This is a genomic window from Chryseobacterium paridis (genome assembly GCF_016595215.1).
GTDB lineage: Bacteria > Bacteroidota > Bacteroidia > Flavobacteriales > Weeksellaceae > Chryseobacterium > Chryseobacterium paridis.
In genome coordinates this window covers 745,983-771,383 of record NZ_JAENHK010000010.1, presented here as the reverse complement: position 1 = coordinate 771,383, position 25,401 = coordinate 745,983, and the positions used below count along the sequence as shown (strand labels likewise).

The following is a 25,401-nucleotide window of genomic DNA, read 5'->3' as shown; positions in this document are numbered from 1 at the left end:
TTTTTAAAATGTTAGTTTAAAGCCTAAAGAAACACTTGACAGTAACGAATATCTGTATGGATCGGATACTCCTGTTAATGAAGCCCGGGGATCATACCCTTTTCTTTTGGACCATAAATAGAGGTTGTTTCCGGTAACATAAATTTTAAGACCTGATAAACCTGCCTGTTGTGGAAAACCATCAGGTAGCTGATAAGATAATGTAACATCCTGAAGGCTGATATAGTCTGATTTTATCAAATAAAGCGTAGAGTTTCCATTTTGATTGGTAGAAGTCAGATCTACTCGTGGCAATACAGCATTTGGATTTTCAGGTGTCCACGTTTTACTCAGGTCTGTGGAATAATTGGATGCATAGGTATCTGAATGGAATAATGATCTGTAAATGTCATCATAACCATATCCCCCAAACTGATAAGCAAAATTAACAGCCAGGCTGATCCCTTTATACGTGAAATCTGTCCCGAAACCACCATATACTTTAGGAATAGCAGACTTACCCGTATTGTAATCGGTAGCATCTTTATAATTTTTAGTTATGGTCGTTTCTTCTTTTTGAGTGGTTGGGTTGATTGCGGTACGATACCATTGTGCATCTCCATTGGTAGGATCTACTCCTGCAAACTTTTTCAGATAATACGTATATCGGTCACCTCCTTCAGTTAGGATAAAAAGACCCGAAACAAGACCTGTAGCTCTTTGCTCTGCCGGTAATTTGGTGATTTTATTTTTATAATGGGTAGCATTGGCATATACATTCCATTGGAATTGATCGGAACGAAGGATCTCTGCACTCAGATTAGCCTGAACTCCTTTGTTGATCATGTCTCCGATATTCCCATATTTTACATATGATCCTGCATTGGATGGAGGTAACGGAAGGGTATAGATCATATCTGATACCTTTCTTTCAAAATAATCAGCGTTCAGATTGATTCTGTTTTTAAGAAGAGAAATTTCAAAACCGGCATTCAGATTCTTAGACGTTTCCCATTTTAAATCTCTATTTCCTTGTTTTTTAAGCGAAAGAACGGGTTTGTCATCTCCGAAGTTATTGATTCCATAGATGTCCTGATAAGCGTAGTAATCTCTGGTACCATCATTTAATAATATATTGTCATTTCCTTGTTGTCCGTAAGAAGCTTTTAATCGTAAAGAATTGATCACGCTGTTGTCCTTAAGGAAATCTTCCTTAGTTACATTCCAGGCCGCTCCTAATCCATAGAAATTACCCCATCTGCTGTCTGGTGAAAAAACAGAAGAACCGTCTCGTCGAATGTTGGCGTTAAAGAAATATTTACCATCATAATTATAAAGTAATCTTGAAAAATAACCTTCCACAGCATATTCATAACCGGCTCCTGATAGATCCGTTATTTTTACTGCATTATCGAAGGACAGGGAATTTGGTAATAAAAGCTGCTGTTTTGATCCTGAGAAACCGTCATTTTTTATTTTGTTTAATTCATGCCCGATAAGGATATTGAAGTTGTGTTTCCCTAATTTTTTCTGATACGTAAGCAATTGCTGATGATTCAAAGTATATCTAAAAACAGATTCCTTTGAAATCGTACCTCCAACAGATGAAGAGGTCCCTCCTACTGTGTTTCCAAATTGCAATGCCCTGGTATTTTCCAGATAGCCTCCAAAATTATATGTAAAATCTAGTCCTTTAAAGATTTCATAGTTAAGACCAAGGTTGATGTTGGAAATGTTATTAACGGTTTGGGATTTATTGGACTGCAGGTTCCCTGCCGGATTTTCAAAAACCGCATAAGATCTTGTTGCTCCATTGGGACCTTGCCCGTCACCATAATCATACAGGGTATTCCCGTTATTGTCATACACTATCTGATAGTTATCATTTCTTAAGAAAACCGGATAGAAAGGAGCTATGTTTCTTGCGAATTGAAACGGGTTGGAAAAACCTCCTGATTCACCAAAATCCTGTTTGCTGTAGGTATATGATAAACTGCTGGTTAATTTTAATTTGGGAGTAATGGTATAATCCAGATTGGATCTGATCCCAAACCTTTCAAATCCGGAAGCGATAAGATAGCCCTGATCATCCAGGTAGTTTAAGAAAGTATAAGATTTTACCTGTTCACTATTGGCATTGATTCCTACAGTGGCTTCTCTTCTCAATCCGGGTTTGAAGATCAGTTTTTTCCAGTTATCCTGATATAATAATTGAGCATTCGGATTAAAAGAACCATCCGATCCTATCAGATTATTAAACGGTACATTATAGACATTATATCCCAACTTATTCAGGGCTGTAATGCCGACTTCATGCGGACTGGCACCTGAAGGAATTGCACCCGGTTGTGTCAATCTTGCAATTTCACCGATTCTTGCACGGTTGTAGTAAGCAGTGTAATAATCTTGTGGTGAAGTATAAACAGGATAGTCCTCTATGGATCTGAAGTTAGCCCCAGTTCTAATATCTGCTTCTACATGAAGACCTGTAGATTTGCCTCTTTTGGTATTGACAATAATTACTCCATTGGCTCCTCTTGATCCGTATAATGCATTAGAGGAAGCATCTTCAAGAAAGGAAATACTCTCGATATCTGATCCTGGAATACTGTTCAGGTTTCCGCTATACGGGATGCCGTCAAGTACAATCAGCGGATCACTGGAGGCATTGATCGATCCAATTCCCCTCATTCTGATGGTAGGCTGAGAACCTGGCTGACCTGAAGATATAACCTGCACTCCGGCTACCTTTCCTCCAATTCCCTGAAGGACGTTTCCGTTTTGAAGATTAGCAATGTCTTTTGTTTTTAAAGACTGTACAGATCCTGTTATTTCTTCTTTTTTCTGTTTACCAAAGGCAACCACCACCACTTCTTTGATAGACTGCTCTTTGGTGGAGAGGCTATCCCTGTTTTGTGCAAAGCCAAATTCTGCTATTAAGATCATGGCCAATGCACCAATTTTACATTGGTTTTTCTTCATTATATATTAATTTTAGTAGAGTTTAAAATGAAATATGAGCTTACTGTTATTTCCGGGTAAGAAATAATAATCCTCTTCCCTCCTTTTCAGGAAGGTTTATCAGAGAAAAATTGAAATATGCAGGAGGTATCCCTGTTTTAAAAACCTTTAATTATTAGGGGTTTAATTTCTACAGTAAGGGAGTGTTATGCCTTCATCATCATATGGCACATCATAAAATCAAAACACATATACTGTAAAGTAAGATCATGTTGTGAAAGACAAGTATCTGCACCATATTCATTTTGAATAGATCCAGTTGTCATAAGAGTGTGTAAGTAAGACTGTGATGAAGTTTTATTCATGAGAATAAAGTTTATTTTTTTTAACTGGGTCAAAAGTATTTAATTATTCACAAATCTTAATCAAGTAGGGACATGAGATAAATCATATTAGTCTATTAATTTGGTGGACTAGTAAAAATGTATAGCAAATGGATTCCAGAATTCTTCCAGATTTTGTCCCGATTTTCGACACTTTAAAAAATATTTAGATAATAATCAAAGCTGGAAAGCTTTTAAATTTGGAACAATGGAGAATGTTTTATGTGTACGATCGTTTAGATTAGGAAAAATTACCGGAGTCTTATTGTTATTGGGAGGTTTTTTACAAGCCCAGATCAGCCCTCCCGGATTGGGAGAAGCGAATACGGCTTTCTGGGGGGCATTTGGTGTCCGACGTCAGTTGGATTCATTGGGGAATAAACAAGCTTTAACTTATGTAGCAATCGGTCGTAAAAGTGAACAGGATCAGGATAATTTATTTTCGAAACAAGCGATTCTGGTACTGAACCACGAGGTATATCATTCTTTTGCTCCTCATCAACAGTATAGTTATGCATTGAGTTACCGTCGTCAGCCTCAATATGATGAGGTTTCACCGTATGAAAAAGAAGGCACAGAGCAGGAATTCAGAATTTACGGCAGATATGCATATACTTTTAACTTAGGAGAAAGATGGAAACTGAAAAATACAGTCCGACAGGAATTCAGAAAGTTTTTTGATCCTGACTTCCATAACGTGGAAGAGAATTTTCAATTAAGAACGCGGATTAAAAGCCAGGTCACCTATAACCTGCCATCAGAAAATAACCAGAAGCTGGCATTAAGTGTAGAAGGATTATTTTCTACAAGCTACCTGAATGAACCGGAGCCTGAATGGACACCTTTTGGATATAGGGAAATGCGTATTGCTGCCTATTATATGTTCAATATTCCGAATTCACCTTTCACGGTGGATATTGGGTATATGGATGATCTTATAAGAGGGAGTCACAGTATTCACAAAGGAGGAGTTCATTATCTGGCAGCCGATGTGATTTGGAATCTGCCATATAAAAAGAAATAGGTATTTATTTCAGCCTATTTCTGGGTAATCCGATTTCATGAGCCTGCGGGTAAGGAGGTCTGTTGGTCATGCTTACATCTTCTTTGATCTGGCGATGGATGTCGTATTGTTTATCCTTATCGTAAGCGTATCTCGGATCCGGAATGAAGGGCATTTTAGCCATTTTAGCAACTGTGATGGTTGGAAAATGAAAATCAACTTCTACAGTTCCCAGCAATAAATAGCATCCTCCTCCCTGAAAATTGTACTTTTCAAGGCTGTCCGGAAAATGAGCGGTATCGAAATAATCCCCGTTCACATCGATCCAGGTTCCGAAATACATCGTCCCTTTTTTGGTTGGAACATGTTTTCTGGAGATCAGATAAGCCAGCATTTTTACCTCTTTTTTATGATGCTGTAAAAGGTCTTTTACGAAAACAGAACCCCTGTATTTAATCTGTAGCAAATCAAAAGGGCTACATGAAACGGTGAATCCGAGGATTTCAATTTCGTCGAAGGCATCTTCAAAAGTTTCCCGTTTCAATTGAGGAAGCTTATATTCCTTAACAGGTTCTTCAATGAGCATGAGTCCCCTATTCTCTGGTTTGAAATTGACCAAAAGCATTCTGGCTTCTACCAGCAATTCATTTTTTTGTTTTCCTGTGAACCGGAAAGCTCCGATGAAAATGAGAATCTGTACGGTTTCTATTCCGATAGGTACTCTGCGGATAAAATCTTCCAAAGATTGGTAATCTCCATTTCTGATTCTTTCTTCAATGATAAAATGAGCAATTCTGGTTTCAAGCCCCTGCAAATGCATAAAACCAAGATAGATTTCCTTTCCATGTAATGTGGTTTGAAAATCACTGGCGTTAACACAAGGATTGCAGACAATTCCCCCGGACATTTTGGTTTCATGAATGTACACCTCAGTACGGTAAAATCCACCCATATTATTGATCACAGAAACCATAAACTCAAGGGGATAATATACTTTCAGATATAAACTCTGATAACTTTCTACTGCATAGGAAGCGGAATGGGCTTTACAGAAAGAATATCCGGCAAACGATTCGATCTGGCGGTATGCTTCAGCAGTCAGTTCTAATGAATGTCCTTTTCTTTTACAAGATTCAAAAAAATTTGCTTTTACTTCCTGAAGCTTTTCAATGGAACGGCCTTTTCCACTCATCGCTCTTCGGAGAATATCTCCATCCGCTAATGATAATCCTCCAAAATACTGGGAGATTTTGATCACATCCTCCTGATAGACCATGATCCCATAGGTTTCTTTCAGATGCTCTTCAAATACGGAATGAAAATATTCAAACTGATCAGGATGATTATGCCGGAAGATGTATTCTCGCATCATTCCACTTTGGGCAACCCCGGGTCTGATGATAGAGGACGCAGCTACTAAAATTTTATAATTATCACATTTCAGCCTTCGCAAAAGCCCTCGCATGGCAGGACTCTCAATATAAAAACAACCTATTGTTCTGCCTTGTGCCAGGTATTCATTGCATACTTCTTCATCTTTAGAAATGAAAGTGTCCCGGATATCGATTTCTATATTCCTTGTTTTTTTGATCAGCTTAACGGTATCATTAATGGTTCCTAAACCTCTTTGGGAAAGAATGTCAAACTTTTCAAAACCGATATCTTCAGCCACATTCATATCGAACTGGACAATAGGAAATCCTTTTGGGGGCATCTCAAGTGCTGTAAAATGGGTAATAGGTTCTTCCGAAATCAGAATTCCGCAAGCATGCATACTCCTTTGATTAGGGAATTTTTCTAATAATTTACCATATTTATGAACATGTTCTACAACCAGATTTTTATCATGCAGTTCCATCCGTTGGTTGGTCAGCTCATCCAGTTCTTCTTTTGGCAGACCAAAAACTTTTCCTACTTCACGCAATATCGATTTGTACTTAAATTCAACATTCGTTCCGCAGAATGCTACATGTTCTTTTCCATAGCGATCAAAGATATACTGTAGAATAGCATCCCTTTCCTGCCAGCTCCAGTCGATATCAAAGTCTGGTGGAGTCTTCCTATTTAGATTGAGGAAACGTTCAAAATACAGATCCAGTTCCAGCGGGCAGATATCTGTAATTTCTAAACAAAAACTTACAATACTGTTGGCTCCACTTCCTCGTCCTACATGCATAAATCCCATTCTGTTGCTGTATCTGATGATATCCCAGACGATCAAGAAATAAGAACTGAAATTTAAATGATCAATTACCTGGAGTTCTTTTTCAACCCTTGCTCTGGCAATTTCATGATCTAAGCCATAGCGTTTTTTTAATCCCAGATAAGCCAATTTAGTGAGCATTCGTAGATCTCCTTCTTTAGATCTGGTATAGTGTTGTTTATTTTTGATCTGATTTCTGTAGGAAAATTCAAAATGACAGGTATTGAGGATATGCTGTGTATTTTTAATAATTTCTGGATACTGATAAAAAGCATCACGGAGACTTCGTTCCCGTTTGAAATATTCCGTTTTATGACAGGTTTCATCTTCAGTGAGTTTACTGAGGAGTGTATTGTTATCTATGGCTCGCAGAATATAGTGCAGGTTATAATCCTTTTTGGTGGCGAATGTTATCGGATGCAGAACCACCATTTTATGGATGAGGTTCTGGTATTCGGTACGGATAAGAAGTGTCAATTCTTCCTCCCGGATCCCTATAAACTCATTTTCTCTAAGTGTTTCAGGAATATTTTCTTTGGGATATATCACAAATACATTGGCAAATTGCGGAGCGGCTTCCGTAAGGTCCTTTCCATTGCAGTTATAATCCGTAATCATTTGGTTGATCTCTCCAATCCCGCTGAATTCTTTTGCGATAGCAACATACAGAAGCCTGCCCTCTTTCCTTATTTCAACTCCGGCGATGGGTTTTATACCAGCATCTTCACATTCTTTTTTAAAGTCATAAATGGCGGTAATGGTATTGATATCCGTTAAAACCAATTCCTGGGCTCCTGATTCCTGAGCTTGTTTTACCAGTTCTTTGATGGATAGTGTGCCATAACGAAGGCTGTGAAAAGAATGACAATTGAGAAACATAGCTTTTAGAGTAATCTGTTTTTATTTTCTAAATCAAATCCGGAAGCCCTGCCGACAGCCTGAGCTCCAAAACGATTTTTGATGTAATCCATAGACTGATAAAGGTTCATCAGTTCTTCGGTGTCTTCAAAAAGATCCATCTGATGATTTCCGTGAACCAATCCTGTAAAGCGTAAACCCACCAGGCGAAGACGCATTCTTCTGGTGTAGGCTTTTTGAAATAGTTCGAGGGCAACCCTTGATAATGTATGATCTGCCGATGTATAAGACACTTTACATTGTTTGGTTTCCGTATCGAAATTGGAATACCGGATCTTGATGGTTACCGTTGATGTCAGCCATTTTTCTTTCCGAAGTTGATAGGCGAGCTGTTCTGCCATTCCTGATATCAATCCTTTTAAAGAAACCATATCCATCGTGTCATTTGAAAAAGTCCTTTCTGTTGAAATAGATTTTCTTTCTGAATAAGGGATGACCGGATTTTCATCAATTCCATTGGCTTTTTTCCATAGTTCAATTCCATTTTTTCCGATCATTTGTTGCAGTACGAGGACCGGCATATCAGATAGCGTATGAATGGTACGGATTCCTATTCTTGAAAGAAGCTGAAAGGTAGCGTTACCCACCATTGGAATCTTTCTTATAGATAGAGGGTTAAGAAACCCTTGCATATTCTGAGGTTCTATTTGCAGTTTCCCTTCAGGCTTAGACTCCCCGCTTCCTATTTTTGAAACGGTTTTGTTGTTCGATAATGCAAAGCTGATCGGAAGTCCTGTTTCTTTGGTTACCGCAGCTGCAATTTCTTTGGTCCACTGATAACATCCGAAAAACTGATCCATTCCGGACAGATCAAGGTAAAACTCATCTACACTCGCCTTCTCCATGACCGGAACTTTACTTTGTATCACTTCTGTTACCAGATGAGAGAGATTGGAATATAATTCATGATCTCCACGGATCACTTTAGCATCGGGACAAAGTTTAAGCGCCATTTTTATAGGCATCGCGGAACGAACCCCGAATTTTCTTGCTTCATAGGAACATGAGGCTACTACTCCACGGTCTCCACCTCCTATGATCAGAGGGATTCCGTTAAGTTCTGAATTATTAAGACGCTCACAGGATACAAAAAATGTATCCAGGTCCATATGTACAATCGATCGTTCCACGGAACAAAATTAGTTACAATTTGTATCAAAATGATTATATTTGTTGATATAATTTATAGCAATGTCAATTTTAGCAGAAAACATCAGGCATTTGAGAGATCAATTAAAAAAATCTCAGCAAATGGTAGCCGATGACCTATTTATTACCCGTGGCCGATATGCCAAATATGAAGATGGTGCTTCCCAGCCTCCGATAGAGTTATTGATCAAAATGTCGCGATATTACAGGATAAGTATTGATCTGATGGTAACGATAGATCTCAGAAAATATCCTTTAGATGATATCGTTAATCTTCCGGATAACCGGATTGTACTTCCTGTTGTGGTAGATCAAACAGGAAATAACAGCATTGAAATTATTCCTCAGAAAGCGTCGATGGGATATCTGTCCGGATATACGGATCCTGGTTATATTGAAAGTCTTCAGAATATTTCGTTACCCTTTCTTACGAATGGGAAATACCGGGCTTTTCCTGTAGAAGGAGATTCGATGCCGCCCTTTAAAGATGGCGCTTATATTGTCGGAAAGTATATTGAAAAAACAGAGGATCTGAAGCCTGATAAGACGTATGTTTTTGTCACGTTAAATGATGGGATTACCTATAAAAGATTTAAAAGCAGAAAAGAGAATACAATTCATGTAGCTGCTGATAATCCTTTTTATGAACCTTATGATATCCTTACAAATGACCTGTTGGAGATCTGGGAATATGCGTGCAGTATTTCTGTTCAGGAGTTTGAAAATGAGGGAGATACTAAAAATGTGAAGGAAATGTTCTTGGAGTTACGTAAGGAAATAAAAGCACTGGATCATAAGTTTTCAAAAAAATAAAGGTTCTTTTTTGATTTAAAAGGCATAAAATATGCTAGTATTTACATAAATCAATTAAAAATATACAATTATGAGAAGTTTATTATGGTTAGTAGCAGTCATTTGTATTATTGTTTGGCTTTTAGGGATGTTAAACATTATACCGGGAATAAGTACCGGTTATTTAGTCCATGTTTTATTGGTTATCGCCATTATTGTGGTTCTTTATAATATTATTTCAGGAAGAAAGCCTCTTGATTAAAATTTAAAATAATAATATCCTTCACCGAAAATATAAGAACTCAGTGAAGGATATTTTTTTGTGATATTTCTTATAATGGATCAGCTTAGTTTATTTGACGCCGACGAATCTTATCAGTTTCCCCATGAGTTATTGGAGTATACAGATGATTTTTTATCAGAACAGGAAGCTACAACACTTAAAGAGTTTTTGATGGAAACCGCTCCATGGATACAGACGACTCAAAAAATGTACGATAAAGAGGTTTTGACACCACGTCTGACCGCATGGTATGGAGATGAAGGTAAATCTTATCAATTGAGTGGTACCCGTGTTGTGGTTAATCCATGGACTCCTGAGTTACTTGCATTGAAGGAGCGTTTAGAACAAAATTCAGGATATGCATTTAATTCAGTATTATTAAACTTATACCGAAACGGTAATGATTCTGTTGCGTGGCATCGGGACAGAGATAGTAGATTTGGTAACAGGCCTGTAATTGCTTCTGTAAGTTTAGGACAGGTAAGGAATTTTGATTTCCGTAAAGTGGATGATCATCAATTGAAGTACAGTCTTCCTCTTTCCCATGGTTCTCTTTTAATTATGAAAGGTGATCTTCAGCTTCATTGGGAACATCGGATCGCTAAATCTATAAAACCAATGCAACCCCGGATTAATCTTACTTTTCGTTTGATCAAGGAATTGTAATATAGGTTATTTTTGCAACAGCTCTTCCAGTTCTAATAACAAAGCTATTTGTGCTGTATTAATACGAATCTTTGCTTCATCAGCATCAAACCATTCCCATTGATCCACTTCTGGTATTTCAATATGTTTTCCTGATCTTGGCGGCCATTCTATCTGTACAGAATTGCTGAAAAGCTGTGAGGTTTCCATATCCCCTTCTATAGCCCAGGCATATACTGTTTTGCCCCCTTTCTGCCGGATTGGAGATAATTCGATAAATTCCCCTTCCAGGACTTGTCCGGTTTCTTCTGTAAATTCTATGAGCGCACGTTTCAGCGGATCTTCATCCGGTTCTATTTCCCCTTTAGGAATGGACCAGGCACCACTATCTTTGTTTTTCCAGAAGGGACCTCCCGGGTGAACTAAAAAATAAAACAGATTGTTTTTTTCTTTTTTAAATAGTAAGATGCCTGCACTTATTTTCATAAACGTGTAGTCCTGATCCTAAAAAAAATTAATTGTTCTTCAGATAGTCCCTTAGAACATATTGTAAAATACCCTGATTTTTATAGTATTCGATTTCTATTGCAGAATCCAGTCTGGCTTTAACCGTAAATACAGTTTCTTTTCCGGAAGGATGAACAGCTGTTACATTCAGCATTTTATGAGGAACTAAATTCTCCTCCAAACCGGTAATGGTATACGTTTCAGTTCCATCTAAACCTAATGAACCTGCACTTTCTCCATCATTAAAAACCAAAGGAACAACACCCATTCCCACGAGGTTACTTCTGTGGATACGTTCGAAGCTTTCTGCAATTACGGCTCTTACACCTAATAAGAAAGTACCTTTCGCAGCCCAGTCACGGGAAGACCCGGAACCATACTCTTTACCTGCGAGAACAATCAATGGAGTTTGATCATTGCGGTATTGCATGGCCGTATCAAAAACCGTTTTCACTTCTCCGGTTGGTAGATAGCGGCTGTAGCCTCCTTCTTTATCTGCTATTTTATTTTTTATCCTTACATTGGCAAAGGTTCCGCGCATCATCACTTCATGATTTCCTCTTCTGGATCCGTAAGAGTTAAAATCTACTTTGTTCACATTGTTATTTTTTAAATAGCTTCCTGCAGCAGAATCTTCTTTAAATGATCCAGCAGGTGAAATGTGATCGGTTGTTACAGAATCTCCAAGATATAAAAGAACTTTTGCATTTTTTATATCGGTTACAGCATCCGGCTCAGCTTTGATATTTTCAAAAAACGGAGCTTCTTTGATGTAGGTTGAATTTTTATTCCATTCAAAATTCTGGTCCAGATTTACTTCCAGATCCTGCCAGTCTTCTGAGCCATCAAAAATAACGTTATAAACTTCTTCAAAATCATCCTGCTTCATGCATTCATTAATTGTGTTTTGGATCTCATCCCTTGAAGGCCAGATGTCTTTTAAATAAACAGGCTGCCCATTTGGATCATAGTCCAGAGGGTCTGTAATTAAATTAATATCCACATGCCCCACCAGAGCATAAGCAACGACCAGCATAGGAGACATCAGGAAGTTCATTTTCACCTGCGGATGTACACGGGCTTCAAAGTTTCTGTTTCCGGAAAGTACCGAAGCTACTACCAATTCTCCGTTATCAACTGCCGTTGCAATAGCAGGAGGAAGTGGTCCTGAATTCCCGATACAGGAAGTACAGCCATACCCTACCGTATGAAAACGAAGCGCTTCAAGATCAGTATTAAGCCCTGATCTTTCCAGGTATTTGGTAACAACTTTAGAGCCTGGTGCGAGAGAGGTTTTTACCCAGCTTTTTGTTCTCAATCCTTTTTCTATGGCATTTCGGGCTAAGAGTCCGGCACCTACCATAACAGCAGGATTGGAGGTATTGGTACAGCTGGTGATCGCAGCAATTACGATGCTTCCGTCACTTAAAACATATTCTGAATTATTTTGTTTAATTCTTACAGTTCGTAAAGAATCCTGAACCACTTCTGAATGCAGCTCGCCTTCTATGGGCACTTTACCAAAAGTAAATTCTGTTCCGGATCCTCCATCGGATAACCATGCATATTCTGTTCTTTTTGAGATGGGTTCATAAGTACGGTGATGCTCATCCTTTAACACTTCTGAAAATTTCTGGCTAAGGTCTTTAACTAAAATTTTATCCTGTGGACGCTTAGGACCTGACAAAGTCGGTTCCAGGGTTGATAGATCAAGCTCAGCTACGGAAGAATATATGATCTCTTCTTTTCCTGTTCTCCACAGAAGATTTTCTTTGCAATATTCTTCTACAATTTTTATTTGTTCCGGAGAACGGTTGGTGGAATGCATATATTCCAATGTTCGTGCATCAATAGGGAAATAGGTAACGGTACAGCCAAACTCCGGTGACATATTGGAAATCGTTGCACGATCAGTTACCGTTAAATGATCCAGCCCATCACCAAAAACTTCAACAAATTTTCCTACAACACCTTTATCCCTCAATATTTTAGTAATTGAAAGTACCATATCTGTAGCAGTACAGTGATCCGGAATTTTTCCTGTTAGCTTTAAACCCACCACTTCAGGACAGGTAAAGAATATAGGCTGTCCCAGCATAGCGGCTTCAGCTTCTATACCTCCGACACCCCAAGCAATTACACCAATTCCATTCACCATTGGAGTATGGGAATCGGTTCCCACCAATGTATCCGGGAAGAGCCATCCATCTCTGCTGATTACTCCTTTTGCTAAATATTCCAGATTGACCTGGTGGCATATTCCCATTCCGGGAGGAACGACTGTGAAATTATTCAGGCCGTGTTGAGCCCATTTTAAAACTTCATATCGTTCTTTATTCCTGTCAAATTCAAGTTCTACATTTCTGTCATAAGCGTAATCAGTCCCAAAATAGTCTACCTGTACAGAATGGTCGATAACCAGATCCACAGGAATTGCAGGATTGATCTTTTGACCGTCTTTCCCCTGTCTCACAAATTCAGCCCTTAAAGAGGCCATATCTACAACCGCCGGGACTCCAGTAAAATCCTGCATCAGAATCCTCGCAGGCTTGAATGGGATGTCCTTGTCATTAGGAGCGGGTGTCCATTGTAATAAAGTATCTATGTGTTCATCCGTAATACCAAAGCCATCGTAATTCCTGAGTACATTTTCTAAAAGAATCCGAATGCTGAATGGAAGATGATCTACAGTTTGGGGAAGATTTTTTAAAGAACTATAATGATAAGTTTTTCCATTAATAATAAGTTCTTGTACAGATTTTGCGTTTTGGGTACTCATTGCCAATATTTTTATTATATACACTAAGTTACCCCAAAAAAAGAAATACTAAAAGAACATTACGATATATTAACACTATCAGAAACATAGTTTTTTTTTAGACTATTTCTATTTTAGAAATGAGTATGTGATTAGTGAATGGATGATACCACATTACTTTTATCTTCATGGGTGAATATTTTTATTCTTTTGTCTAATACTAATAGTACAGCTGATAATACGCACATAATTAAAGAATTATAAAAATGATGGTATTCCTGATGCGCCATGTGCGCTGTAAATGCTCCAATAGCAAAAGGAAAAAGAAATAGAACACCCAGAGTACGCAGAGTTGGTTTCAGAAGTCCAGCCAATACAACGACCACTCCGATGGTTTCCATAATCCCTATTCCAATCGTCCAGTTTTTATCGAAGCCCAGGGACTGCATGCTATCCATCATCTGCTGCCATTGGATAATTTTTTTTACGGCAGCAGGCCCGATAATGTATATATACCACGCAAAAGATATCCAATAAAATGTCCGGTTTAAATTTAGTTTCATAGTTTATTTTTTAAAATTCAATACTTAAAGCAAGTTCTTTCCAATCGGTGATAACTTTTTGATATTCATTTATTTTTTGCTGGAGAGCATCGATTGTTGATGCGGTAAAAGGCAAACGGAATGGAGGATTTTCAAGTGCAGCTATTTGTATAATAGCCTCAGCTACTTTTGCAGGATCTCCCGGCTGATTACCGTTTACAGATTTGTATTTTTCTCGCAGATCGCCAAGAGATTCCTTGTAATCTTCTATTTCATTTTTGGAAAACATAACAGAACGTCCAAAAAAATCAGTACGCAAAGGACCTGGTTCAGTTAAAGTTACCTTGATACCAAACGGAGCCACTTCGGCAGCCAATGCTTCACTCATTCCTTCTATGGCAAATTTAGTGGCCGTATATGCGCCATTTCCTGTTCCAGCCAGAATACCCACCCTGGAAGAAATCTGAATGATGTGACCAGCCTTTTGTTTTCTCATATAGGGTAAAACAGTTTGTGTCATTTTCCATACAGCAACTAAATTGATATCTAGTTGTTTACGAAGCTCTATCTCATCTACTTCTTCTACCAGTCCAAAGAGACCGTATCCTGCATTATTGACTAAAACATCGATACGTCCATATTCATTAATGACCTGGTCTACCATTGATTCAACGCCTGTGCTATCGGATACATCGAGCATAAAGACTTTACTTCTATCAGGGAAAGCCTGCTCAAAGGCTATTTTATCCTCTTCTTTTCGTACGCTTCCGATGATGATGTCACCTGAATGATAAACGGCGCTAGCCAATGCTTTCCCCAACCCTCCTGATACGCCGGTAACCAGCCATACTTTTTGTTTGTTTTCCATAAATTTTATTTAAAATATTTTCTTGAATGATTGTTCAAAAATTGAACAAATTTTTTTTATTTGATACTTTCGATTAAAAATTCGCTTAACTGAATTATTCTTTCTTTGTCGTTATAAAGGTTCTGTAAATGCCAGAAACCTGCAAAACTGCTGATGATAAAAGTGGCTAAAATTTCAGGGTTTTTGTCGGAATTGATTTCTCCAGCTTCCTGTGCTGCTTTGATGATATTAGTCATCATACCAGCCAGACCGTCTGTCTGATGTCTGATAATAGCCAGGGCTTTTACATCATCAGGAGCCAGTTCAAATGATGTTTTCACGACCATACAGGCTTTATTCGAAGTAAAAGAATAGTCAATAGCCTTTTTAATAATGGCTTTTAGGGATTCCAAAGGGGAATCAGGTGCGCTGTCGGCTGCCATTTTATATTCTACAAGCAATTCATTACAATACACTTTTAGGCTATCAAGAAACAAGTCATGCTTATTTCCAAATGTTCCATAAATACTACCGGGATTTAATCCGATATTTTCTACGAGATCCTGCATTGAAGTAGAAGCATAGCCTTTTTTCCAGAATACATTTTTAGCTTTTTCAAGCTTTTCTTCTAATATAAATTCTTTATTTCTTGCCATAACGATACAAAGATACATTTCTTGAATGATTATTCAAGAAATGTATGTGATTTTTTTTTAATTATTTAATAATGCTTGTGTCAATGGGTTATGTAAGGCTATTGCAAAGCATCAATGTCATCCAAAACATAGCATTGCTCCCATTGGGTCATCCCAATTTTAGGATAATAATGCACTGCTTTTGGGGCAGACAATAAAATAAGTTTAGCTGTTAGGGTTTCTTTTTTTGTGAGCTGAATCAATCTTCTCCCTATTCCCATTTTCTGATAAGCTTCATCTACAGCAAGATCTGATAGATAAGTACAATACACGAAATCTGTCAAAGACCTGGCTACTCCAACCAGTTTTCCATTATCCCGTGCTGTAGCAATAAGGTTGGCATGCTCCAGCATTTTAGCTATTCTTGCAGGTTCATCTACTGGACGTCTTTCTCCCAAAGTCGAATTGATCAGGACATGGGTAAATTCTTCTACACTTATTTTTTCTTCTATCTGATAAGTAATCATTGTTATCTATTTATGGTTTAGAAATGTTTTATGCTGCTATTCTTTCTTTTCTACCTTGTATAGATGGAAAGACTTTTGGAACATTTAGGACACAGAATCTTTAAGAAATCTTTTTGGCAAAATGATTACATGCAAGAACATATCCTTTATTCAAATACAAGCGATGGGCTGTATGAAGCATATATCCACTATCCAGGTGAATCGATTGTATATTGGTGATTTCAGCTTCTTTTGATACATTATCCAGCAGTATCCCTGCATATCCTTTTCCACGGCACTCTTCAGAGGTAAAGAGGTCATCAATATAAATAATCTTACCAGTTCTTAACATCTGTAAGGGGCGATATCCGATAAATGCGACGGCTTTTGTATTCTGATCATTGGCAATATAGCTTAGTCTAAAACCTTCTTCAGCCATCATTTCCAATACCTGATCTACATAATTGTCTTCCCTCATATTCGTACGGAACTGGAGAATGACTTCTTTACAGAATTCAATTTCAGCTCTTGTTTTGGCTTCTTTTACTTCCATGGGATTAATCTTTATATTTTAATGGATGCATTTGAAGACCCACACCGATACGATTCCAGCTATTGATGCTGATGGCTGCCAATATTAAATGCGATGTTTTTTCTTCACCAAAAGTTTCTATAGCCCGATCATATACATCATCACTTATTCCATGCTCTCCTATCAATGTGATCTCTTCAGTAAGCTGTAAAATAATCTGTTCTTCATTCGTAAACCAGTTTTTGGCTTCATGCCAGGCACTTAGAACATGAATTCGTTGTGGATCTTCTCCAAGTTGTATCGCATCTGTAATATGTTTATTCAGGCAGTACGCACAGCCATTTAACTGGGAACCACGGATTTTAATCATTTCAAGATAAAGAGGTTCTATTCCTTCTTTAATAAGATCATCCATTTCTTTCATTAATTGATAAGCTTGTGGCAGATATTTCTGCAATGCGAGTCTCTTTTTCATAACTAGATTTTTTTTAATTAATGCAAGTAGTTTAATTTCAACTACTTTATATTGTTTTGATGATACAAAATTAGATCACATAAGATATGATAATTGGAACCAGATTTATTTAGTTTGATAGTCCAGTTTGTTTTATATTTGTATAAATAAATTGCAGATTATGCTTCCGTATAAGAACCTGATCCTCATTAATACAGATACAACAGAACCGCTGTACCGGCAAATTGCAGTCCAGCTTATTGCATTAATTCAGGAAGGAAAGCTTCTTCCTGGAACCCTGCTGCCAAGTACAAGAACTCTTGCATTTGATCTTCAGCTTCACCGGAAGACGATCACAGCGGCTTACGATGTTCTGGTATCTGAAGACTGGGTAGATAATCTTCCCCGAAAAGGATATGTGGTCTCTTCTGATTTACCCTTAATTAAACCCAGGTCTTATAAAAAAAATAAAATAAGCGCTTTTGCTCATAAAGGAGTGATCAGTTTTGAACCATTGGATACGATCTTAAATCCGGTTTTCCCTTTGGATAAAAGCAGGATCATGATTGATGATGGTTTTCCTGATGTTTCGCTTCTTCCGGTCACTACCATAGCCAAGCAGTTTAAAAAAGCGTTGGACAATGTCACTTATAAAGCTATTTTAAGACATGGAATGTGGGAGAATTCCAATCTTTCTGTTGCGTTATCCACTTTTCTAAAGCAAACCCGAGGATTGGATATAGGCGTTGAAAATATCTTTATAACCCGCGGGGCTCAAATGGCGATTTATATAGCAGCCTCTCTTATTATCAAACCCGGGGATAAAGTGATCGTCAGTGATCCCAGCTATTTCATTGCCGATCTTGTTTTTGAAAGATTAGGTGCCGAGCTTATCCGTGTACCCGTAGATAGTGAAGGAATGTGTACACAATCGATTGAAGAGATCCTGCAGAAGAATGAGGTTAAGATGATGTACATTATCCCTCACCACCACCATCCTACTACAGTAACGATGAGTGTAGAAAGAAGACAGCATATGCTGAAACTCATCAAAGCTTATGATATTGCAGTTATTGAAGATGATTACGATTATGATTTTCAGTTTAAATATGATCCTTATCTTCCCTTGGCAAGCGGAGATCATGGCGGAAAAATTATTTACATAGGTTCTCTCACCAAAGTATTGGGAACGCCGTTCCGTCTTGGATATATGGTGGCTACAACCGATTTCTTAGATGCCGCCCGTAAGCTTAGGAGACTCATCGATATCAGAGGAGATGCTATTATAGAAGAAGCGGCAGCGGGACTGATTAACAATGGTGACCTGACCCGGCATATCCAAAGGTCTAACCGTTTGTATGCGCAACGTTGTGATATGGCTTCGGAACTGATCAGTAAAGAATTGACTGATGTTGTGAATTTTACAAAGCCCACAGGAGGAATGGCGTTATGGCTTACGTTTAATCCTGAATTTAAATTATATGATATTTTAAAAAAAGCCCATAAAGATGGTATAGTTCTTTCAGGGACTGTTTATTGTACCGGAAAAAATGCTCACCTGAATTCCTGTCGGTTTGGGTTTGCTTCTTTGAATGAGAAACAACTGATAGAAGTGATTGAAGTATTGAAAAAGGCAAGTGAAAAATAATACTATAATTCTTTATGGTTATCCGATGAAAATTAAACATCTAGTTTATCCTAAAAGAAGCCCTGAACTCCATTGGAGCCATTTTCGTTTTCTTTTTAAAAAGTGTACTGAAAGATTGAGCATGCTCGAAGCCTAATGCATATGCAATTTCACTGACAGACAGATTGGTGGTTGATAGTTTTTCTTTAGCCTTTGCTATAAGTTTTTCATGGATATGTTGTTGTGTGTTCTGTCCCGTATGTATTCTTAAGAGATCACTGAGATAATTAGGAGACAGATTCATGGCTTCCGCAATAAGATGAACAGTTAACAAACCATGATTTGCAGATTGTTCACTATCGAAATAATCATCGAGGAAACGTTCGAATTTAGTAAGCAGCTGATGATTACTATTTTTGCGTGTAATAAACTGTCGTTCATAAAAACGGTTAGAATAGCTAAGTAATAGATCGATCTGAGATAAAATGATCTCCTGGGTATGCCGGTCAATATGCTGACATTCTTTATCAATTTTCTGGAGTATCTCAATCAGGTCATTTTCTTCATCTGCAGACAGATGTAAAGCTTCATTTACAGCATAGGAGAAAAATCCATAGTTTTTAATCGCAGAGGCTAAAGGGTGTTTTAATAGAAAATCGGGATGGAAGATCAGCAGATAGCCTGACCCACATTCCATATTCTGTAAGTCTAAGTACTGCACCTGATTAGGTGCAGTAAAACTTAATACTCCTTTATCGTAATCGTAGTGCTGTTGGCCATATCTGATCTTTCCTTTGGCTTCTCTTTTTAATGCCACACAATAAAATCTGTTGACAAAGCCTTTCCATATCTCGTCCTCCAGAAAGATAGAGTGAGATAGATTAATAACACTTACCAATGGATGTTTAGGTTCCGGTAAGGATAATAAGCGGTGAAACGCTGAAACCGATTGAATAGCATTCATATAACAAATGTAGGAATTAATCTAAAAGTCCCATACTGAATTCATCATATTGAGCTCCAGTATCTGTGCCTAAAGGAATGATGCTTTCCAGTTTTACAATCTCTTCTTCTGTAAGTTGAATACGAACAGCATCCATATTCTGTTCCAGATATTTTCGACGTTTTGTTCCTGGAATAGGTACAAATCCTTTACTAATGATCCAGGCTAATGCCAATTGGGAAGAGGTAATGTTTTTTTCTTTTGCCATAACATCAATAGCGTCAACCAATTCAATGTTTTTGTAAAAATGTGCTTCCTGAAAGCGTGGGATCGCGCGTCGGAAATCATTTTCAGGCAAATCATCGATGGAGCGGATTTGTCCAGATAAAAAGCCACGTCCTAAAGGAGAATAAGGTACAAACCCTATTTGCAGTTCTTGTAATGTTTTAATCCCTCCTCTTTCCTCTACTGTACGCTCAAATAATGAATATTCACTTTGTACAGCTGTAATGGGATGAACAGCATGAGCTCTTTTTACGGTTTCTGAAGATACTTCTGATAAACCAATGTATTTTATTTTTCCCTCCTGCACCAATTCGCTCATTGCACCCACAGTTTCCTCTATAGGCGTATTCTTATCCAGTCGATGCATATAATAGAGATCAATATGATCCGTCTTCAGGTTTTTTAACGACCGTTCTACTGATTTTTTTACATAATCTCTTTTCCCATTGATTGCCCAGGTTACTTTATTTTGGTCATCAATTTCCCATCCAAATTTGGTGGCAATAATGTATTGATCCCTTTTATTCTCTATAGCTTTGGCAATAAGCTGTTCATTTTTAAATGGTCCGTAGAGATCGGCTGTATCAAGGAAGTTGCCCCCTAACTCCAAAGATCTGTGAATCGTAGCAATAGCTTCTTTTTCGTCAGCTTCACCATACATATTACCTTCTTCAAAGCCTGTCATTCCCATACATCCTAAACCTATTGCAGGAACTACCAGTCCCTGATTTCCTAATTCTATTGTATTCATTTTTATACTGTTTATTTTAATGATTCAAAATTGGGAAGAAATAAGGAATAGCACGTATGCAAAACACTGAAGATTGTATGTAAATCAAGGGGGCTGATTGAGGAAATTGAAAATTGAAAATGGAAAGTTGAAAGTTGAAAGTTGAAAGTTGAAGTTATGAATTATGAATTATTTTTGCTAAACCCTAAACCCTAAACCCTAAACCCTAAACCCTAAACCCTAAACCCTAAACCCTAAACCCTAAACCCTAAACCCTAAACCCTAAATTTTTCACTTTCCACTTTCAATTTTCAATTATAAATTCCAAAAACTATTGTTAATTACTTGCTTCATTCAGAAGGCTTATATCATCACTGCCCAGTTGCAGTTCAGTAGCCTTAAATAAAGTTTGTAATTGAGAATCACTGGTAGCGCTTACAATAGGTGCAGTAATCAATGGATTAGACAATAGCCACGCTAATGCTACAGAAGCTGGATTGGCCTGATGCTTTTCGCTGACCTGATCCAAAGCTTTGAGCACACGCTCCCCTTTTTCATTCAGATATTTACGGGCACCTTCTCCCCTTGCACTTTTAGAAAGATCTGCTTCACTACGATATTTTCCTGTTAAAAACCCTGCTGCTAATGACCAGTAAGGAAAAACGCTCAGGTTATGTTCTTCAACAAATGGAGCATAGTTTTTTTCAAAATTATCTCTTTCCAGTAAGTTATAATGGGGCTGTAACGCGACATACTTCGGAAGATTATTTTTTTTCGATGCTTCAAACGAAGCGGCTAAGCGTTCCGGAGATAGATTGGAAGCGGCGATATAGCGGACCTTTCCGGCTTTAATGATCTCATCATAAGCTTCTAGCGTTTCTTCAACCGGAGTTTTATGATCATCAAAATGGGTGTAATAAAGATCGATATGATCAATCTGAAGCCTTTTTAAAGATTCGTCAACGGATTTCAGGATATGTTTTTTACTGATATCGAAATCGTGTTCTTTAGTTTCTGATCCCACTTTAGTGGCAATAACTAGATCATTTCTGTTTCCACGACTTTTCATCCATTTTCCTATGATCTTTTCAGATTGTCCTCCTTTTCCGTTTACCCACCATGAATAGGTATCGGCAGTATCAATAAAATTGAATCCTCCTGCTACAAATTGATCCAGTATGTTAAATGATTGTTGTTCATCCAATGTCCATCCAAAAACGTTACCCCCAAAATTGATTGGTGCGATCGACAGATCAGTGTTTTTTATGATTCTTTTTTCCATAAATTAAAAAATTAATTTTTCAGTATTGTTAATTGTTGTAAAGCCCCCTGACTTTACAAATGAAAACCTATAAGATGGTTGATCTATTGTTTTCTGAATTGTTTGAAGATTAAGAATAATCTTCGGTAGCATAAATTTAGAGAAAAATTTTTTGAAAGAGGTAAGAGAATCTAGTCTTTAAGATAATATTAATATAATCGGATTACTTGTATGTCTGTTAGATTTTAGTTAAACGCAAAGGCGCAAAAGTTCTTAATTATAATGTTGTTTTTAAGGCGCAAGAAAATCAAAGATTTTCGGCATCATTCATTTTGAGTACAACGAGTCGTCACTTCGAGTAGGTTTTGAAAAAACCGTATCGAGAAGCTGTCTGAATCTGATATGATTTTTTATCTCGCAGATTGAGCGGATTATGCAGATTTTTTTAATTTTTTATCGGAGATAAAATCCTTGCGCCTTAACAACATGAAGTGTGCAAAAAATAGCGTCTTTGCGTTTAACCAAAAAAAGCTTTTCTGGGATTTTTGGGTATGACTGATCTGATTGTATTCCGTGCTGAAGGTGTAAAAGTGCCTGAGGTTCAGGAATACGCTATGCAGAAATCGATTGATAGTATAATAATAGATTAATTTTAAATATTGGACTAAGAATTTTAGTTAAATGCAAAGGCGCAAAGAGAACTTGATTATAGAGTTTTTTTTAAGGCGCAAGAAAATCAAAGATTTTCGGCATCATTCATTTTACCTACAACGAGTCGTCACTTCGAGTAGGTTTTGGAAAAACCGTATCGAGAAGCTATCTGAATCTGATATGATTTTATTGAACACATTTTTAATTTTTTATCGAAGATAAAACCCTTGCGCCTTAACAACATGAAGTATGCAAAAAGTAGCGTCTTTGCGTTTAACAAAAAAAGCTTTATTTATCCACTTCTGGAATTTCAATTTGTAAAATAACCCCTTTATATTCGTTAAGTTGATGCTTTATATCTTTTGCTTCTTTCCTGAAAAATTTGGAGATAGAGAAAAGATTTTCATAGTAAGCAATACCTTCCAACAGGTTTTTCTTAAAAACGTTCCATTTTTTCGTTTGGGAATGAGTAACCGTGTTTGTGGTTGAATTGATTTCTTTTTTCAGGTGATCCACATACATTTTGAGTTCATTAATGAACATATTCGGACGTCTGCTATCCGGAAGAATATTGCCATTACCATAGATATGCTGCACCATTTCTGATAATGAAACTTCTTTATTGAAATAAGCAAGATTAGGTCCCGGACAAATAACAACACCTTGTTTTTCTCCTTTTATTTCCATCTTTTGTTCCATATAAGCTGCATTGACCAATCCTACACAAAGGCATGCTTTATCAGTGATTTCTTTTCTTCTTGCAATAAACTGTTCTGAGGTTATTATTTCTTTCTCCGATTCAAGTTCTTTAAGCTTCATATCCTGATATTTCTTTGAAGCGGTACAACTTCCTTTGGGTGAATATTCTTTGCTTAAAGCCAGGAGTTTTTTAGGACATGAACTTCCATATTTTCCATGAGCTTCTTTCCTTTGCTTCAGAAGTTCATTGGATGTTCCGCGAACGGTATTAAACGGAACGCCAAGTGGGGAAATGTTACTGAGGTAGAAATCTTCTTCTTTTGATTGTACTAATAACTTCCGGGTAGCAGGATCTACAGAGGTAGCTTCCGGAACCAATAGAAATGGAGATCCCCATCCAACGCTATCAACATTATAATTGTCAAGTAAGAATTCGTGTTCTTCGGCAGTTCCTACTCCACCCTGTACTGTAATTTTCATTTCTAATGGCTGAGTGACAGCGTATCTCCCTTTTTGTTCTAATGCAGTGATCATTAATACATGAGCAGATTGTATCAATTCGTTCTTTTTTTGTTTGAACTCCTCTATAATAGGTCCTAATAATAAACCTTCTGTAGCAAAAGCATGCCCGCCACAATTCAGGCCTGATTCAATTCTGTATTCAGAGATCCATAATCCTTTTTTGGCTAAGAAATTTCCCTGAATCATTGCAGAACGGAAATCACTCACTTTGAGAATAATTTTCTTTTTTAAAGCTCCGTTCTTGTCCGGGAAAAAATCTTCAAATTCTTCAATATAACTGTATAAACGGGGATTCATCCCGGCAGACAGAACCATGGATGATGATAATTTACTTTTTGCAAATCCGCGGAGAGAAGCATGGGCATCATTATGAATCACAGGCAGCTGTTCATTTCTCCTGAAATTATCCTTATCTACCTTGGTCATGATATTCACATCAATGCTTCCTGGTGTCAAATGGGTTTCGATGAACTGTTTGAAACCAGAGCTCAGAAATTCCTTTTGATTTAAAAAACTTTGCAATCCATTTTTAAGATCGGAAGTATTCGGAAGAATTCCTATAAAGCTTTTTAGAGTTTCCTTATTCTTGCTGATTTCCTGTTTGAAAGCTTCAAATTTTTCATTTACAATGTCATCCACCATATCAAGGTAGTCGGTAATTCTCTTAGCACGATAATCTTCTACCTTTGTTGAAATATTGAGGTAATTCAGATTAAATTTTTTATTATAGAAATCTTTCATTTTTTCTATGATCTCATCATCTATAATGGAGATAACAGAGGAAATTCCATATTGGGCTACCCGAATCGGGCTGTCTATTGTATAGGCCAATCCCATCACAGGAATATGGAAATTGTGTAAAGGTTTATTTGTCATTTTTGTCTGATAAAAATTAAGGGAAAAGGTATGCTGAAATCTCCGGTAATTATATACCCTTTTCTACTAAAGTATACGGATATCGTATAAAGGAATGGGTGAATTTTTATATAAAATCTAGCCTCATGATGAAAAATATAAAAAAGAATATGGATTTTAAAAAAGGAATAGTTTATCTTGTTCTAAAAGGATCAAATTATAAAAATTAAAAAATAAAATGAGACATCAGCTTCAACGTGAGCAACAATTATATTGCAATCTGGAAACCGCATGGAAATTTTTTTCTTCAGCAAATAACCTTTCTGAGATTACCCCGAAAGACATGAACTTTATTGTTCTTACAAAGCTGGAGAATGATGAAATATATGAAGGAATGCTCATCGACTATTATGTTTCTCCTCTTTTAGGAATTAAAATGAGCTGGCAGACGGAGATCTTACAGGTTTCTTATCAGAATAGTTTTACCGACTTCCAGAAAAAAGGACCTTATAAATTATGGAACCATTTTCATGAGTTTATTCCTAATGAAAAAGGAGTTCTTATGAAGGATACCATTGACTATGAATTACCAATGGGGTTTTTAGGCGAAATAGCCCATGGGCTTTTTGTTAAAAAGAAACTGTATCATATTTTTGATTATCGCCATAAGGTTTTAGAGAAATTATTTAATAATAAAAAATAGGATAGAGAATTCCCTATCCTATTTTGTA

The 25,401-nt window shown here is 37.2% G+C and carries 22 protein-coding genes; 6 read left to right on the top strand and 16 right to left on the bottom strand.

The annotated features are described in order from the left end of the window. Positions 1 to 3: 3 nt before the first annotated feature. On the bottom strand, positions 4 to 2,961 hold the full coding sequence (locus JHL15_RS12930) for a SusC/RagA family TonB-linked outer membrane protein (RefSeq protein WP_200246313.1): 2,958 nt from the start codon (positions 2,959 to 2,961) through the stop codon (positions 4 to 6). 185 nt (positions 2,962 to 3,146) lie between these two features. Next, on the bottom strand, positions 3,147 to 3,305 hold the full coding sequence (locus JHL15_RS12925) for a hypothetical protein (protein WP_200246311.1): 159 nt from the start codon (positions 3,303 to 3,305) through the stop codon (positions 3,147 to 3,149). Between the two features lie 226 nt (positions 3,306 to 3,531). Here JHL15_RS12925 and JHL15_RS12920 point away from each other — a divergent pair, with 226 nt between their 5' ends. Beyond that, the gene (locus JHL15_RS12920; protein WP_200246309.1) at positions 3,532 to 4,347 is read left to right on the top strand and encodes a DUF2490 domain-containing protein; all 816 of its coding nucleotides are present in this window, start codon (positions 3,532 to 3,534) and stop codon (positions 4,345 to 4,347) included. A gap of 4 nt (positions 4,348 to 4,351) precedes the next feature. Here JHL15_RS12920 and JHL15_RS12915 read toward each other — a convergent pair whose 3' ends face one another. Together JHL15_RS12915 and dinB are read right to left on the bottom strand one after the other, a co-directional pair. Next, positions 4,352 to 7,408, bottom strand: a complete 3,057-nt coding sequence (locus JHL15_RS12915) for a DNA polymerase III subunit alpha (RefSeq protein WP_200246307.1) — start codon at positions 7,406 to 7,408, stop codon at positions 4,352 to 4,354. A 5-nt stretch (positions 7,409 to 7,413) separates the two neighbouring features. Continuing rightward, positions 7,414 to 8,577 (bottom strand): DNA polymerase IV, encoded by a 1,164-nt coding sequence (gene dinB, locus JHL15_RS12910; protein WP_200246305.1) that lies wholly within the window; start codon positions 8,575 to 8,577, stop codon positions 7,414 to 7,416. Between the two features lie 61 nt (positions 8,578 to 8,638). On the opposite strand from dinB, the gene JHL15_RS12905 reads away from it, so the two are divergent. From JHL15_RS12905 to JHL15_RS12895, 3 genes are all read left to right on the top strand, one after another. Then, complete coding sequence (locus JHL15_RS12905) at positions 8,639 to 9,409, top strand: XRE family transcriptional regulator (protein ID WP_200246303.1); 771 nt, start codon at positions 8,639 to 8,641, stop codon at positions 9,407 to 9,409. Between the two features lie 70 nt (positions 9,410 to 9,479). Beyond that, complete coding sequence (locus JHL15_RS12900; RefSeq protein WP_200246301.1) at positions 9,480 to 9,650, top strand: lmo0937 family membrane protein; 171 nt, start codon at positions 9,480 to 9,482, stop codon at positions 9,648 to 9,650. 75 nt (positions 9,651 to 9,725) lie between these two features. Next, positions 9,726 to 10,337: an alpha-ketoglutarate-dependent dioxygenase AlkB family protein gene (locus tag JHL15_RS12895; protein WP_200246299.1), complete on the top strand. Its 612-nt coding sequence runs from the start codon at positions 9,726 to 9,728 to the stop codon at positions 10,335 to 10,337. A 6-nt stretch (positions 10,338 to 10,343) separates the two neighbouring features. On the opposite strand, the gene JHL15_RS12890 is transcribed toward JHL15_RS12895, so the two are convergent. From JHL15_RS12890 to JHL15_RS12855, 8 genes are all read right to left on the bottom strand, one after another. Then, the gene (locus JHL15_RS12890) at positions 10,344 to 10,802 is read right to left on the bottom strand and encodes an NUDIX hydrolase (RefSeq protein ID WP_200246297.1); all 459 of its coding nucleotides are present in this window, start codon (positions 10,800 to 10,802) and stop codon (positions 10,344 to 10,346) included. A gap of 28 nt (positions 10,803 to 10,830) precedes the next feature. Next, on the bottom strand, positions 10,831 to 13,602 hold the full coding sequence (gene acnA, locus JHL15_RS12885) for an aconitate hydratase AcnA (RefSeq protein ID WP_200246296.1): 2,772 nt from the start codon (positions 13,600 to 13,602) through the stop codon (positions 10,831 to 10,833). Between the two features lie 131 nt (positions 13,603 to 13,733). Then, positions 13,734 to 14,144, bottom strand: a complete 411-nt coding sequence (locus JHL15_RS12880) for a DoxX family protein (protein ID WP_200246294.1) — start codon at positions 14,142 to 14,144, stop codon at positions 13,734 to 13,736. A 10-nt stretch (positions 14,145 to 14,154) separates the two neighbouring features. After that, positions 14,155 to 14,991 carry an oxidoreductase gene (locus JHL15_RS12875; protein WP_200246292.1) on the bottom strand — a complete coding sequence of 279 codons (837 nt, stop codon included), beginning with the start codon at positions 14,989 to 14,991 and terminating at the stop codon, positions 14,155 to 14,157. Positions 14,992 to 15,047: 56 nt separating this feature from the next. Beyond that, complete coding sequence (locus JHL15_RS12870; RefSeq protein ID WP_200246290.1) at positions 15,048 to 15,626, bottom strand: TetR/AcrR family transcriptional regulator; 579 nt, start codon at positions 15,624 to 15,626, stop codon at positions 15,048 to 15,050. 98 nt (positions 15,627 to 15,724) lie between these two features. Continuing rightward, complete coding sequence (locus tag JHL15_RS12865) at positions 15,725 to 16,132, bottom strand: GNAT family N-acetyltransferase (RefSeq protein ID WP_200246289.1); 408 nt, start codon at positions 16,130 to 16,132, stop codon at positions 15,725 to 15,727. Between the two features lie 100 nt (positions 16,133 to 16,232). Next, positions 16,233 to 16,664, bottom strand: a complete 432-nt coding sequence (locus JHL15_RS12860) for a GNAT family N-acetyltransferase (protein ID WP_200246288.1) — start codon at positions 16,662 to 16,664, stop codon at positions 16,233 to 16,235. A gap of 4 nt (positions 16,665 to 16,668) precedes the next feature. After that, positions 16,669 to 17,118, bottom strand: a complete 450-nt coding sequence (locus JHL15_RS12855; RefSeq protein WP_200246287.1) for a carboxymuconolactone decarboxylase family protein — start codon at positions 17,116 to 17,118, stop codon at positions 16,669 to 16,671. 160 nt (positions 17,119 to 17,278) lie between these two features. On the opposite strand from JHL15_RS12855, the gene JHL15_RS12850 reads away from it, so the two are divergent. Continuing rightward, positions 17,279 to 18,745: an aminotransferase-like domain-containing protein gene (locus JHL15_RS12850; protein ID WP_200246286.1), complete on the top strand. Its 1,467-nt coding sequence runs from the start codon at positions 17,279 to 17,281 to the stop codon at positions 18,743 to 18,745. A gap of 40 nt (positions 18,746 to 18,785) precedes the next feature. On the opposite strand, the gene JHL15_RS12845 is transcribed toward JHL15_RS12850, so the two are convergent. From JHL15_RS12845 to JHL15_RS12830, 4 genes are all read right to left on the bottom strand, one after another. Beyond that, entirely contained in the window at positions 18,786 to 19,688 is a 903-nt protein-coding gene (locus JHL15_RS12845; RefSeq protein WP_200246284.1) for a helix-turn-helix domain-containing protein, read from the bottom strand. A 16-nt stretch (positions 19,689 to 19,704) separates the two neighbouring features. Further along, positions 19,705 to 20,703: an aldo/keto reductase gene (locus JHL15_RS12840; protein ID WP_200246282.1), complete on the bottom strand. Its 999-nt coding sequence runs from the start codon at positions 20,701 to 20,703 to the stop codon at positions 19,705 to 19,707. A 316-nt stretch (positions 20,704 to 21,019) separates the two neighbouring features. Then, positions 21,020 to 21,964 carry an aldo/keto reductase gene (locus tag JHL15_RS12835; RefSeq protein WP_200246281.1) on the bottom strand — a complete coding sequence of 315 codons (945 nt, stop codon included), beginning with the start codon at positions 21,962 to 21,964 and terminating at the stop codon, positions 21,020 to 21,022. A 918-nt stretch (positions 21,965 to 22,882) separates the two neighbouring features. After that, entirely contained in the window at positions 22,883 to 24,691 is a 1,809-nt protein-coding gene (locus JHL15_RS12830) for a hypothetical protein (protein WP_200246279.1), read from the bottom strand. Positions 24,692 to 24,908: 217 nt separating this feature from the next. On the opposite strand from JHL15_RS12830, the gene JHL15_RS12825 reads away from it, so the two are divergent. Continuing rightward, positions 24,909 to 25,373, top strand: a complete 465-nt coding sequence (locus tag JHL15_RS12825; RefSeq protein ID WP_200246278.1) for an SRPBCC family protein — start codon at positions 24,909 to 24,911, stop codon at positions 25,371 to 25,373. Positions 25,374 to 25,401 lie beyond the last annotated feature (28 nt).

What these genes read in the sequence shown, in the direction of transcription:
- JHL15_RS12930 (WP_200246313.1), bottom strand. Translation starts at nt 2,961, where the DNA reads ATGAAGAAAAACCAATGTAAAATTGGTGCATTGGCCATGATCTTAATA.
- JHL15_RS12925 (WP_200246311.1), bottom strand. Translation starts at nt 3,305, where the DNA reads ATGAATAAAACTTCATCACAGTCTTACTTACACACTCTTATGACAACT.
- JHL15_RS12920 (WP_200246309.1), top strand. Translation starts at nt 3,532, where the DNA reads ATGGAGAATGTTTTATGTGTACGATCGTTTAGATTAGGAAAAATTACC.
- JHL15_RS12915 (WP_200246307.1), bottom strand. Translation starts at nt 7,408, where the DNA reads ATGTTTCTCAATTGTCATTCTTTTCACAGCCTTCGTTATGGCACACTA.
- JHL15_RS12905 (WP_200246303.1), top strand. Translation starts at nt 8,639, where the DNA reads ATGTCAATTTTAGCAGAAAACATCAGGCATTTGAGAGATCAATTAAAA.
- JHL15_RS12900 (WP_200246301.1), top strand. Translation starts at nt 9,480, where the DNA reads ATGAGAAGTTTATTATGGTTAGTAGCAGTCATTTGTATTATTGTTTGG.
- JHL15_RS12895 (WP_200246299.1), top strand. Translation starts at nt 9,726, where the DNA reads ATGGATCAGCTTAGTTTATTTGACGCCGACGAATCTTATCAGTTTCCC.
- JHL15_RS12890 (WP_200246297.1), bottom strand. Translation starts at nt 10,802, where the DNA reads ATGAAAATAAGTGCAGGCATCTTACTATTTAAAAAAGAAAAAAACAAT.
- acnA (WP_200246296.1), bottom strand. Translation starts at nt 13,602, where the DNA reads ATGAGTACCCAAAACGCAAAATCTGTACAAGAACTTATTATTAATGGA.
- JHL15_RS12880 (WP_200246294.1), bottom strand. Translation starts at nt 14,144, where the DNA reads ATGAAACTAAATTTAAACCGGACATTTTATTGGATATCTTTTGCGTGG.
- JHL15_RS12875 (WP_200246292.1), bottom strand. Translation starts at nt 14,991, where the DNA reads ATGGAAAACAAACAAAAAGTATGGCTGGTTACCGGCGTATCAGGAGGG.
- JHL15_RS12870 (WP_200246290.1), bottom strand. Translation starts at nt 15,626, where the DNA reads ATGGCAAGAAATAAAGAATTTATATTAGAAGAAAAGCTTGAAAAAGCT.
- JHL15_RS12865 (WP_200246289.1), bottom strand. Translation starts at nt 16,132, where the DNA reads ATGATTACTTATCAGATAGAAGAAAAAATAAGTGTAGAAGAATTTACC.
- JHL15_RS12860 (WP_200246288.1), bottom strand. Translation starts at nt 16,664, where the DNA reads ATGGAAGTAAAAGAAGCCAAAACAAGAGCTGAAATTGAATTCTGTAAA.
- JHL15_RS12855 (WP_200246287.1), bottom strand. Translation starts at nt 17,118, where the DNA reads ATGAAAAAGAGACTCGCATTGCAGAAATATCTGCCACAAGCTTATCAA.
- JHL15_RS12850 (WP_200246286.1), top strand. Translation starts at nt 17,279, where the DNA reads ATGCTTCCGTATAAGAACCTGATCCTCATTAATACAGATACAACAGAA.
- JHL15_RS12845 (WP_200246284.1), bottom strand. Translation starts at nt 19,688, where the DNA reads ATGAATGCTATTCAATCGGTTTCAGCGTTTCACCGCTTATTATCCTTA.
- JHL15_RS12840 (WP_200246282.1), bottom strand. Translation starts at nt 20,703, where the DNA reads ATGAATACAATAGAATTAGGAAATCAGGGACTGGTAGTTCCTGCAATA.
- JHL15_RS12835 (WP_200246281.1), bottom strand. Translation starts at nt 21,964, where the DNA reads ATGGAAAAAAGAATCATAAAAAACACTGATCTGTCGATCGCACCAATC.
- JHL15_RS12830 (WP_200246279.1), bottom strand. Translation starts at nt 24,691, where the DNA reads ATGACAAATAAACCTTTACACAATTTCCATATTCCTGTGATGGGATTG.
- JHL15_RS12825 (WP_200246278.1), top strand. Translation starts at nt 24,909, where the DNA reads ATGAGACATCAGCTTCAACGTGAGCAACAATTATATTGCAATCTGGAA.